The sequence below is a fragment of the Chryseobacterium potabilaquae genome, assembly GCF_902728265.1.
In the GTDB taxonomy this organism is placed as follows: domain Bacteria; phylum Bacteroidota; class Bacteroidia; order Flavobacteriales; family Weeksellaceae; genus Chryseobacterium; species Chryseobacterium potabilaquae.
This window is the reverse complement of the sequence record NZ_CACVBR010000012.1, coordinates 22812-35958: the sequence shown is the minus strand read 5'-3', so window position 1 is coordinate 35958 and position 13147 is coordinate 22812. Positions and strand designations below refer to the sequence as shown.

Genomic DNA, 13147 nt, shown 5'->3' with positions numbered 1-13147 from the left:
ATGATAACTACCGATATATTGATTATAGGAGCGGGACCTACTGGACTTTTTGCTGTATTTGAAGCAGGACTACTAAAAATGAAGTGCCATATTATTGATGCACTTCCTCAGCCGGGAGGGCAATTAGCGGAATTATATCCTAAAAAACCTATTTTTGATATTCCTGGGTATCCCTCGGTAAATGCAGGAGAATTAATTGATAATTTAATGGAGCAAATTAAGCAGTTCCAACCTGGGTTTACATTAGGTGAAACGGCAGTCTCTTATACAAAAGTAGATGATGAATGGTTTGAAGTAATCACCAATAAAGGTACTGTACATAGAGCTAAGGCTATTGCGATTGCAGGAGGCTTGGGTACTTTTGAACCTAGAAAACCTACTATTGAAAATATTACAGATTATGAAGAAAAAGGTCTTGAATATTTTGTTAAAGAACCAGAACATTTTAGAAATAAAAAAGTGGTTATTGCCGGAGGAGGAGATTCTGCACTTGATTGGAGCATCTTTTTATCCAACGTAGCGAGTGAAGTTACCTTAATCCATAGAAGAAATGAGTTTAGAGGAGCTTTGGATTCTGTTGAAAAAGTCCAGGACTTAAAGAATGAGGGTAAAATTAAATTAATTACTCCGGCTGAAGTTACTGCTATCAAAGGAGATGGTAAGGTGGAAGCAATTACTGTAGAAGTTGAAGGAGAGGAGGCTTATGATCTTGAGACGGATTATTTTATTCCTTTGTTCGGCTTGACTCCCAAATTAGGTGAAATTGGTAATTGGGGATTAAATATTGAAAAAAATGCCATTGTTGTCAACAATGCATTAGATTATCAAACCAATATTGAAGGGATCTATGCAATAGGAGATATTAACACTTATCCAGGTAAACTAAAGTTAATTCTTTGTGGTTTTCATGAGGCTACCTTGATGTGTCAAAGTGTTTATAATAGATTGAATCCAGGTAAGAAATTTGTATTAAAATATACAACCGTAAGTGGAGTAGATGGGTTTGATGGAAGTCGAAAGGAGGCGGAAAAAGCAGTAGTGAAAAAAATCGACTAAATTAGTGACTCTTATCCGTTGCTGATAATTTATGATGATCGTCATTATCATCAATTCTCAACACTTAAGTATGTTGTTTCAAAATAGTTCTTAAAGAGAGAATTCTTTCATAATTCACATAATGGAGATAATTTAGGAGCATCTTTTCGATAGTATTTGTAGAGGTTTTTTGTAGCCTCACCAGGAATCGAACCTGGATCTAAAGTTTAGGAAACTTCTATTCTATCCGTTGAACTATGAGGCCTTAGTAATTGTACCATTAAATTTCCTAAAAACTTTTTAAATATAAAAATATAAAGAACCCGTTCTTTAGGAACGGATTCAGTAGATAAAACATCTCATTTTTTTAATTAGACAACAATAAAAAAAGCATAGCCGACAATGCTATGCTTAAATTTTTATAAATTTAATTGCGATTTCAAAGCTGAAAAATGCAAAATATGTTTCCACTTCAGTGATATTACATAGTAAATATAGTGATATTTTTAATATGAAATATGAATTTAATATTAAATATTGTTGGGACTTTTTTTATCTCCAGTTTTTAGATTGTATTAGATTTATAGATATTCCATTACTCCTCTCCGTTATCATTCCAAAAAAAAGATAAAAGTCCAAAAAATGGATTTTTATCAACTATGCTACAATATTTAAGTTATTGATAATCATTGTTTTATTTGTTTGGGAATTCTAATTGTATAATAATTAGAAAATTAAATACTATGTTAAAAAGATTTATCACTTTACTTATTATACTCATAGGAATAAGTAAAATACAAGCAACCGGAGAACCATCAACCTATTTTCAAATATATGTTCCACCAAACGCTGATGCGGTACAAAGGAATGTTTGTCTGATAGTCACTGCAATATATGATGATACAGAATTTAATATCATTGATGATGGTGCAGATGGAGATACTGATGATTCTAAATCGGGAATCTTAAAGGCAGGACAAAGTTACATTTTATATATTAAAGACAATGGAATTAATGATGATGCGCGTTATGCTTCTGGAGGGACCTTAAAATGGGATGGGGATTATTTTATTGTAAAATCAAATAAATTAGTATATACTTCTCAAAGTACCAATAGTGATTGGCAACATGATTGGGTTCCCAGTGTTGATAAAAGTTCAATCGGGCAAAAATTTATGGTGTATGCGCCTATGATTACTTCTTCTAATAGAGATATTAATGTATTTGCTTATCAAGATAATACAGTAATAGATTTTTATAAAATTTCTACTCAACCTAAAACTAATACTGGGTTTACTGATGTTAATATGGAGAATCCGGTTAAAGTTTTTTCTAAAACCATCAACAGAGGCCAAGATTTAATTTACAATTCGACACTCGGAAGAGATGTGATGATTTCTGGAGAAACCTACATGTTGATTGCAAATAAACCTGTCACAATGCAATACGGGGCTCTCTATGGAAACGAACGAGACGGTGGGGGCTATGTTCCGACTTCCAATGGAAGCTCTTCAGGAGAATTGATGTATTTTGCTGTTCCATACCAATCGGGTGGAGAGCAAGAAATTAGAATAGTAAGTTGGGATAACTCTAATACAGTACAACTAGATCGCTTTGTAAATGGTAATTGGGTTGCTGTGAAAAGCTTTTCTCTTAATCGGTTAGCTGCGGGAGATTGGGTAGGAAAAACCAATGGAAATGTTTCTTATCCTAATGTTTTCAGAATTACTTGTTCCGCAGGAAAAAAAGTTTCTGTTTTTGAAGGCAATTGGTTTGAAACAGGCCAACCGGGAACTTCAGATATGGCTACTATGGTTTCTTCAGAAAACGGAACGACCGCCGGCAAAAATTTCTTAACCTATATTGCCCCTCCCGGAAATGAAATTAATGTTACTAATCCTTTAACCGGTTCAAAATATAATGGATCTTTCTCTCATTTATATTTATTTTCAAAAATAGGAGCCACGGTTACCGTAAAAGATGCTCTTACAAATGGTACGAAATTTAGTAAAACTTTTACAATAGCTCCAGAAAAATATGTTGACTGCTCAATAAGTTTAGCAGAGTGGAAAGCATTTTATAATGGAACAGGAACTAATTCCGGTGTAGAAAGACCTTATTTATTAGTGACTAGTAATAATGATATTGCGGTTATGAATAGTAATTTTAATGATAACTGGATGTGTTATACAGGGAGTTCATTAGGACATTCTTTTAGCCAAGTGAGTACTATAAATGATGATACCCTTATCCCGAAAGAACAAGCAACTATCGTCTCTCAAATTAAAACGAGCGCGGAGGTAACATCGCCCACTGTGGAAGTGATTGTACAAGATGGGCTTAAAGTTATTGAATCTAAAATAATTAATCCAAACCAAACACAAAGACCAGGCACTATTACAGAACTTGCGGATAAAACTAAAGTAGAATATAATAACTTACCTACTCTTCAGCCTAATTCAACCTATCAAGTAGAAACAAAAGTAATGGCTACAGTAGGCGCTAATAACGGAGAGCTGATTGGTACTGTACTCAACTCGACTGTAGAAACTGTAGTAACAGGAAAAGTGAATGGAGAGACGCAACAATCTACGAGTACAAAATCAGTATCTGTGGAAACTAATAATACATCTAAATTAATTTTCTCACATTTGGAAGATCCTGTTTTTAATGCGGTAAGCACCAATTCATGGACGATTAGTTGGATTGATATTAATAACGATGGTTATGATGATATATATGTTACCGATATGGGAACTGCAGCTCCTAATTTAATATTTATGAACAATAAACATGGAGGTTTTACGGCAGGCCAAGTAATGCCTGAGGATGGAATTTCTATGAGTAATACTTGGGCAGATATAGATAATGATGGAGATGAAGATTTATTAGTACTCAATAATACTCAAAAACCTAATCGTTTTTATAGAAATGACAATGGAGTTTTAGTGGCAGATAACACAAAATCCTTTACTCAAGATGTTTCTTATTATCACGGTGGAGCTTTTGCAGATTATAATAATGATAATAAAGTAGACTTATTCATGTGTAATTATTTTCCTACGAAATATAATGAATTACATAAAAATACCAGTAATGGTGCTTTCGCAAAAGAAACTGCTGATGCTATTCCTTTAGAAGCCAATTCGTCGCTTGGGCCGACATGGGCAGATTATGATCAAGATGGATTGATGGATTTGTTTGTCCCTAATGGATCTGGTAGTAAAAACTCTTTATTTCATAATGATGGGAATGGTACTTTTTCTAAGAAAAATATTATTATAAATCAAGAAGGTGGTAAATCGGTAGGAAGCTGTTGGGGAGATATTGATAATGATGGCGATTTAGATTTATTTGTTACCAATTCCAATACTACAAGCAATTTTTTATACAAAAATCTTGGAAATGGCAATTTTGAAAAAATTACAAATTCTATTGTAAATCAAGGAGGAAGTTCTCATGGATGTAGCTTCGCTGATATCGATAATGATGGTGATCTAGATTTGTTTGTTACCAATGATAGAATTAGAAAGTTTTTATATTTTAATGATGGAAATGGCAACTTTACTGAAAATAGAGATGAAGCAATTACTTATAATTTTGGACTTTCCTTTGGGCATGCGTGGAGTGATTTTGATCACGATGGAGATTTGGATTTAGCTGTAGCGACTCATTCTAATCAGAAAAATCATATTTTTATTAATAATGGGAATAGTAATAAATGGATAGAAATTAATTTAAAAGCTACTGTAAGTAACGGGTCTGCAATTGGAGCAAAAGTATATGTAGAAACAGGAACTAAGGTTCAAATGAGAGAGGTGAACAGTCAAAGTGGTTTTGGAGGGCAGAGTAGTTATACCCAACATTTTGGTTTAGGAAATGCTACTATTGTTAAAACCATTACGGTAAAATGGCCAAGTGGAATTACACAAACACTTAATAATATTGCTATTAATCAAATTCTTGAGATAACGGAGCCTGTTCAAACAAAAGTTACCGGTATTGTATATTTTGATAGTAATAATGATGGACAAAAACAAGATAATGAGCCTGTAGTAGCTAGAGCAGGGCTAAAAGTATCACCAAATAATGTAAAAGTATATGCAAATGATAATGGTGTATTTAACTTTTTTGTTACACAAAACAGTGTGGACTTGAAGATACTAGAGGAGAATGGATTGTCAGCAGGTTCTTTAGTTCACTATGATCTAAGTAATTATTTGCCTACTCAAAATATTTATATTGCAGCGAATGCAACTTGTGCAGGAACAGATTTAAAAATGAGTATGGGGGGGACTGCCATTAGAAAAGGGTATACTAATAATCAGTTTAAAATGGTAGTAAGTAATATATCTCGAAATATCTCTAATGCTAGTGTCGTTAATTTTGTTACCCCTGCTACTGTAAGCATTACGAATCCTTCCATGCCAATTGCTCAGAAAGTTAATTTTACAGAAAATGGTAAAAACTATATCCGATATAGCTGGAATATGGGCCCTATTAACCCTTTTGACAATAAAGTCATTACTTTTATGACAGGAACAGATGTTTCAGTTTCCATTGGAGATGAGTTGGATTTTAGCGGAGAAGTAATTAATTCTTCAAATGATTGTGTTCTTGGAAATAATAAAGTGACTCAAAAATATACAGTGTATGGAGCCATAGATCCTAATGACATATTTGTGTCTCCTAAAGGATATGGAGATAAAGGGTATATTTTACCGAATCAAGAGCTCACTTATACCATAAGATTTGAAAATGTTGGAAACTTTGCTACTCAAAATGTAACAATTATAGACAGATTACCAGAGGAATTAGATCTTGAAACATTTAAAATTATGTCTACGAGTCATGGTAATGTGAGTACTGAGATTTCTGATAATAAAATTATTTTCAAAATTGAGAATGTATTTTTACCACCTACTAGCCAGGATTCAGAGAGATCTCAAGGATATATAACTTTTTCAGTCTCTCCTAAAAAGAATATACAGCCTAATACTGTCATTCTTAATAAGGCAACTATTCAGTTTGATAATGAAAGCTCTTTAGATACGAATACTGTGATGAATACAATACAGTCTAAAGAAGATGAACAAAAAATGATTGAAGTAGTGCTTTATCCTAATCCAATGACTGATGTTGCCTATATTCTTCTAAAACATCGATTGGGAAGTGAGTTTACTAATAAAAAAATAAATAAAGCTGAAATATTTGATTATCAAGGGCATAATGTTTTAAATAAAGAAGCTAAATCTGTAGAAGAACTTAAAATTGATTTGCCTGCTGAAATAAAAGGAGTTTATTTACTAAAAGTAACAGACTCTGAAGGAAAAACATACTCTAAAAAAATGATGGTAAGAATGTAAATGGTTATTTGATTTAGGATATATGTGTGATTGGTACCTCTTGAATTTAATTCAAGAGGTTTTTTCTATAGGTAAAGGAGGATAGAAAAAAGAATGGGGCTAGACTTTCATTATATCGTTTTCCAAAAAAAAGACAAAAGTCCATTTTTTGGATTTTAATGCTGATAAGGATTGTTTTAAGTATCTGTAAATTAATATATTATATGTTTTGGAGCTCTAGTTGTATAATAATTAAAAAACTAATTATATGGGAAAGGTTTAATTGTAAGACATATGTCAAATGGTTATTAATTTAGATATATGTGTGATTGGTGCCTCTTGAATTTATTTCAAGAGGTTTTTTATTATTAAAATAAGGTTGAATTTCTTTAACTACCTCTGAATATCTAAAATACAAAGAACCCGTTCTTTAGGAACGGATTCAGTAGATAAAAACATCTCATTTTTTTTATTAGACAACAATAAAAAAGCATAGCCGACAATGCTATGCTTAAATTTTTATAAATTTAATTGCGATTTCAAAGCTGAAAAATGCAAAATAGGTTTCCACTTCAGTGATATTACATAGTAAATATAGTGATATTTACAATACAAAGTATAAAATAGATGTTAAAATTAATATTTTATCCACAATTGAATGTGGATAATTTTTGATTCATAGAATTATTCCTATTTATCTGCTGTACAGTATTGAGCGGATATTTACCTTATGTTATATTCTATAAATTATACCCTCTAAATTTTCATTAAATGTGGATAACAGTAATTTAGAAGACATTTACAGAAATATCTTTTGGTAGGTACAGGGAAAATGTTATTTTTATATCATTAAAATTGAGTTATAAATATTACCAATGTTCAAGCATTTACTCTTGCTTGAAAAATGCACAGTTCAAATAGTCTGAACTGTATTATCCTATTGTCTAAAAAATGAATAAGAATGTAAAAACAAAATCTGTTTTTATCTTTTTACTTATTGTTCAAAAATCAAATAAAATCATTATGAAAACACATACAATTGCTGTCATAGGGGGAACAGGAAAATCAGGTAGATATCTTGTAGATTCTCTTTTAAATAAAAAATATTCAATCAAGTTATTGGCTAGAAATCCTGAAAATCTTAATATTCAGAACTCTTTAGTAGAAATCATAAAAGGGGATGCAAGAAACGAATGTGATATTGATCATTTAATCAAAGATTGTAATGTCGTCCTGAGTACGTTAGGTCAGCCAAGAGGAGAAAGTTCAATTTTTAGTGAGGCTACTCACAATGTTATTAAAGCCATGGAATATTATCAAATCAAAAGATATATTGTGACAACGGGTTTAAGTGTGAATACTTTTTTGGATCAAAAAAGCGATAGAGTAAAAATGGCGACGGAGTGGATGTATAAAAATTATCCTGAAACTACTATCGATAAACAAAAAGAATATGAACTTTTGTTGAAAAGTAGTTTAGATTGGACATTAGTACGACTTCCTTTGATTCATGAAACAATAGAGCGGTTTTCTATGGAAGAAAATGTAAGAGATTGTGTAGGAGAGAGCATCAGTGCTACTGATCTTGCAGAATTCTTAGTTTCTCAGATTGAGGATCAAAGGTTCAGAAAACAGAGTCCTTTTTTATATAATATATTATAATAAAAAATAGAGAGTCCAATTGGGCTCTCTATCTTTATTCATTTTAAAGTTTCTCTTTAATGTATTTTGCAGTATGGGACTTCTTATTTTTAATTAAATTTTCCGGTGTTCCTGCAAAAATAACTTCTCCACCATGTTTTCCGGCTTCGGGACCTATATCAATAATATAATCTGCACATTTGATAATATCCGGCTGATGTTCAATAACAATCACAGAATGTCCTAGATCAATTAAAGCCTGGAGAGATTTCAATAGCTTTTGAATATCATGAAAATGCAATCCCGTAGAAGGTTCATCAAAAATAAATAAGGTTTTATCTGTCGTTATTCCTTTTACAAGAAATGAAGCTAATTTTACACGTTGTGCTTCACCACCTGATAGAGTAGAAGAGCTTTGCCCCAGTTGTAAATATCCCAAACCAACGTCCTGTAGTGGTCTTAGTTTGGTAACAATTTTATCTTCATGATTGTCTTTAAAGAACTCTAAAGCTTCATCAACCGTCATGTGAAGAATATCTGAAATATTTTTTTCATCGTACCTTACATCAAGAATTTCGTTTTTGAAACGGGTTCCTTTGCATACTTCGCATTCCAATTCAATATCAGCCATAAACTGCATGGAAACATTGATGATCCCTTCTCCTTTACATTCATCACATCTTCCTCCATCTACATTGAAAGAAAAATGTTTTGGCTTATACCCCATCATCTTTGCTATTTTTTGTTTTGCAAAAAGGTCTCGAATATCATCATAAGCCTTCAGATAGGTTACAGGATTGGAACGAGAGGATTTTCCAATAGGGTTCTGATCAATAAGCTCTATATTTTTTATTAACTTTTGAGGGAAATCTACCGAATCATAATCTCCTTTTTTTCCACCCATCCCCAATTGAATCTGAATATCGTTCGTGAGAATTTCTTTCATTAAAGTTGATTTTCCACTTCCTGAAACTCCTGAAATCACCACTAAATTTTCTAGAGGGACATCTACATCAATATTTTTAAGATTATTTTGGCGAGCCCCTTTGATATGGATCCATTCTTTGGCTGTTCGTCTTTTCTTGGGAACTTCGATCTCTAATCTACCGGTAAGATATTTTGAAGTTAATGTATCACCATTTTTTAAATCTTCATAATTCCCGGCAAATACTAATTCTCCTCCAAGATATCCTGCTTCAGGACCAATATCTATAATGTAATCCGCTGCTCTCATAACGTCTTCATCATGCTCTACAACGATTACGGTATTTCCTAAATCTCGAAGATTTTTTAGAACATCAATTAAGTTTTCTGTATCTCTAGAGTGTAACCCTATTGATGGTTCGTCTAGAATATAGATAGAACCCACTAATGAACTTCCTAAACTTGTCGCTAAATTAATTCTCTGACTTTCTCCTCCGGAAAGAGTATTGGAGGTTCTATTTAATGTTAAGTATCCTAATCCTACTTTTAATAAAAACTCAAGACGAGTTGTTATTTCATACAAAAGCCTTTTGGCTACTTCTTGGTCGTGTTTAGATAGTTTTAAGCTGTTGATTAAAGGAAAAAGTTCATCCAAAGGGAGTTCAATCATCGATTGAATATTATATCCGCCAACTTTTACCCAACTTGTCTCTTCACGGAGTCTCAACCCTTCACAAGTTGAGCAAAGTGTTTTACCCCGATATCTTGACAGCATGACTCTATATTGGATTTTATACAAATTTTCTTCAAGCATGTTGAAAAAGTTATTGATAGAAGGAAAGCTTTTTGTATTGTCTCCTTTCCAAAGAATATTTTTCTGTTCTTTGCTGAGTTGATGATAAGGTTTGTGAATGGGAAAATCTTTTGCTTTCTTAATAAAATCTTTTTTCCATTCACTCATGCTTTCTCCTTTCCACGAAGCTACAGCATCTTCAAAAATAGATAAAGCCTTATTTGGAATGACCAAATCTTCGTCTATCCCTATTACTTTTCCGTATCCTTCACAAGTTGGACATGCACCGTAAGGATTATTAAAACTGAAAAAATGTACATTGGGTTCAAGAAATTCTATTCCATCAAGTTCAAATTTATTAGAAAATTCTTTAATTTTCCCCGTCTCCAAATTCTTTAATGAACAATATCCATGGCCTTCATAAAAAGCCATTTGAATAGAATCAGCTAGCCTTTGGAGAAAATTTTCATTTTCTTCATAAGAGAAACGATCAATAACTAAGTTAATAACCATTCCTTTTTCCGGAGTAAAGCCAAAACTTTCTAAATCTTCAATACCCACTACATTTCCATTAACCTCAAGTCTTGTGAAACCTGCAAGTTTCAAGACGTTTAATGTTTCAGTAAAATTATCAATGTTATATTCCAAAGGAGTGGATAGTTGGAAAGAAGAACCTTTTTTAGATGCTTTAATATAATCTATCACATCGGATACAGAGTCTTTTTTAACTTCTTCCCCTGATACAGGAGAATATGTTTTTCCTATTCTAGCAAACAATAATTTTAAATAATCATAAATTTCAGTAGATGTTCCAACGGTAGAACGTGGATTTGAAGATATAACCTTTTGTTGAATAGCAATGGAAGGAGCAAGTCCTTTAATATCATCAATTTTTGGTTTTTCTAATTTCCCTAAAAATTGTCGGGCATAAGAACTCAAACTTTCCACATATCTTCTTTGGCCTTCTGCATATATGGTGTCAAAAGCTAATGATGATTTACCACTTCCAGAAACTCCGGTAATGACAATTAACTTATTTTTAGGAATGAGTACATCTATGTTTTTCAGATTGTTAAGATGTGCATTTTTAACAAAAATCTGTTTTTTTATATCTATATCTGTAGTTGAAGCCATAGTAAATTTAAGACTAACAAATTTACGAAATTTTAGGGATTTCTGCATAAACAATTAATTTATCCGATATTCTTTATGTATACTATTCCAAAATTAAAATTGTAAAAAAAATAATAAGTATAAGTTGTTATGCTATAATTGATTAAATACTTTTTTGTTTTAATTTTTATAAAAAAAATTAATCAAAATATTGTTTTGTGTTATAAAAACTGGTAACATTGTACTAATAAATATGTAATTATAAAAATGAAAAAACTATTCAGAGATTTAGTTACACATTTAATGAGAAAAAGGTAATAAATTACTAAAGATTTCCTCCAGAAAGATGCGGCAATCCCGCATCTTTCTTTTTTTATGATAACTATCATTTGTATCTATTGATGAACAATATTACTTTTGAACTTTCAAAAAAAAATAATAATCAGATAACTTTATGATTAAAAAAATACTTCCGGTTTTTTGTGTAGGATGTGTGATATACATGAATGCGCAAGAAAAATCAGTGGATATTGAAACCATAAACATTCAAGGAAAATTTATTTCTACACCCTATAAAATTGCAAATCAAAATATTACAGTCTTAACAAAAGAAGATATTGCCAATTCTCCGGCGAAAAGTATCGATGAGATCCTTCAGCAAATTCCTGGAATGGATATTAGAAGGAGAGGAGCTAATGGGGTACAAAGTGATATTGGTTTTCGTGGAAGTTCATTTGAGCAGGTGCTCTTACTTCTTAACGGTATCAGAATGAATGATTCACAAACGGGACATAATTCTTTGAATTTACCAGTTGATCTTGATGATGTGGAAAGAATTGAGGTAATTAAAGGACCGGCTGCCAGAAGGTTCGGACAAAATGCATATGCAGGGGTCATCAATATAATTACAAAAACGTATCTCGGAAAGAAAGTGAAAATAAGTGCCGACGGAGGAGATTATGAGACCTACAGTATGGGAGTGAATGCTCAGTTTGGAAATGAAATATTTTCAAATTCATTACAAACAAACTCCAATTCTTCCCAAGGGTATATGCATAATACAGATTATGAAATCAGAAATGTTTTTTACCAAAGCAGATATACTATAAAAGATGGAAATATTAGATTGCAAGCCGGATTTTCTGAGAAAAAATTTGGAGCCAATGGGTTTTATTCATCCCCGTTAGCCACTGAGCAATATGAAGAAACACAAGCATCGGTGGTAAGTTTAGCGCATCAACAAAGTTTTGGTAAATTAAGGATTAATTCAGATATCTATTGGAGAAGAGGGCAGGATATGTATTTGTATGACAGGCAAAAACCAGATGGATATAGAAATATGCATATTGGAAATAATGTGGGAGGAGAGGTGAATTCTAGTTATGAATGGGGATTAGGGACAACTGGTTTGGGTGTTGAATTAAGAAAAGAATATTTAGCAAGTAACAATCTAGGAAACAGAAATCGTTTTGTTTCACAAGTTTTCTTTGAACATTATTTTTCTTTATTAGACAAAAAATTGAATATCTCTCCAGGAATTTCTTGGGCCAACTATTCTAAAGAAGGTAATTTCTTTTATCCCGGATTAGATATTGGATACCATTTTACTCCCAATAACAAAGTCTATGGGAATATTGCAAGAGTATATAGAGTTCCCACTTTTACAGATCTTTATTATGCAAGTAAAACAGAACAAGGAAACGCTGATCTGATTCCGGAAAACGCTATTTCTTCCGAATTAGGATATCAATTTCAAAATAAAAATATTTTAGCCAAAATAAGTGTTTTTTTACGAGATTCCAATAACTCCATTGATTGGGTGAAAAAATCATTAAATGATCCTATATGGTATGCTCAAAATGTAGGTAAGATTAATACTAAAGGGATTGAAACAGAATTAAATCATAGAATGTTTCGTTGGTTAAAATATGCTATCGGATATAGCTATTTAGATACTTCTTTTAAGCAATCGAATGATTTGGTATCCAGATATGTTTTAGATAATTTAAAGCATCAGTTTATTGCGCGGTTGGAAACAAAATTTAGAAAAAATTTCACCAATGAATTTGTATACCGATATAATGAAAGGGTAAATTTAGGAAGCTATAATCTACTCGATCAGAAAGTAAGCTATACAAAAAATGATCTTTCAGTGTATGTTTTAATAAATAATGTTACCAATACAAAATATACTGAAACATTTGGCGTGAAAATGCCTCAAAGATGGTTTCACATTGGCTTTACCTATCAGATAAACATTAAATAAATGTTAATTGCACATTACGTAAAGTTAATA

The 13147-nt window shown here is 31.9% G+C and carries 5 protein-coding genes and 1 tRNA gene; 4 read left to right on the top strand and 2 right to left on the bottom strand.

What is annotated here, in order from left to right; translation table 11 throughout:
• Entirely contained in the window at positions 1–1056 is a 1056-nt protein-coding gene (locus tag CHRY9293_RS08510; RefSeq protein WP_162032568.1) for an NAD(P)/FAD-dependent oxidoreductase, read from the top strand.
• Positions 1057–1228: 172 nt separating this feature from the next.
• On the opposite strand, the gene CHRY9293_RS08505 is transcribed toward CHRY9293_RS08510, so the two are convergent.
• Positions 1229–1300, bottom strand: a tRNA-Arg gene (locus tag CHRY9293_RS08505).
• Positions 1301–1778: 478 nt separating this feature from the next.
• Here CHRY9293_RS08505 and CHRY9293_RS08500 point away from each other — a divergent pair.
• Both CHRY9293_RS08500 and CHRY9293_RS08495 read left to right on the top strand, forming a co-directional pair.
• Positions 1779–6401 (top strand): FG-GAP-like repeat-containing protein, encoded by a 4623-nt coding sequence (locus tag CHRY9293_RS08500; protein ID WP_162032601.1) that lies wholly within the window; start codon positions 1779–1781, stop codon positions 6399–6401.
• A gap of 1002 nt (positions 6402–7403) precedes the next feature.
• Positions 7404–8042, top strand: a complete 639-nt coding sequence (locus tag CHRY9293_RS08495) for an NAD(P)-dependent oxidoreductase (protein WP_162032600.1) — start codon at positions 7404–7406, stop codon at positions 8040–8042.
• Positions 8043–8085: 43 nt separating this feature from the next.
• Here CHRY9293_RS08495 and uvrA read toward each other — a convergent pair whose 3' ends face one another.
• On the bottom strand, positions 8086–10872 hold the full coding sequence (gene uvrA, locus CHRY9293_RS08490) for an excinuclease ABC subunit UvrA (protein WP_162032599.1): 2787 nt from the start codon (positions 10870–10872) through the stop codon (positions 8086–8088).
• A gap of 433 nt (positions 10873–11305) precedes the next feature.
• Between uvrA and CHRY9293_RS08485 the strand changes: the two genes are divergently transcribed.
• Positions 11306–13117 carry a TonB-dependent receptor plug domain-containing protein gene (locus CHRY9293_RS08485; RefSeq protein ID WP_162032598.1) on the top strand — a complete coding sequence of 604 codons (1812 nt, stop codon included), beginning with the start codon at positions 11306–11308 and terminating at the stop codon, positions 13115–13117.
• The last annotated feature ends 30 nt before the right edge of the window (positions 13118–13147 follow it).

What these genes read in the sequence shown, in the direction of transcription:
- uvrA (WP_162032599.1), bottom strand. Translation starts at nt 10,872, where the DNA reads ATGGCTTCAACTACAGATATAGATATAAAAAAACAGATTTTTGTTAAA.
- CHRY9293_RS08500 (WP_162032601.1), top strand. Translation starts at nt 1,779, where the DNA reads ATGTTAAAAAGATTTATCACTTTACTTATTATACTCATAGGAATAAGT.
- CHRY9293_RS08495 (WP_162032600.1), top strand. Translation starts at nt 7,404, where the DNA reads ATGAAAACACATACAATTGCTGTCATAGGGGGAACAGGAAAATCAGGT.
- CHRY9293_RS08485 (WP_162032598.1), top strand. Translation starts at nt 11,306, where the DNA reads ATGATTAAAAAAATACTTCCGGTTTTTTGTGTAGGATGTGTGATATAC.
- CHRY9293_RS08510 (WP_162032568.1), top strand. Translation starts at nt 1, where the DNA reads ATGATAACTACCGATATATTGATTATAGGAGCGGGACCTACTGGACTT.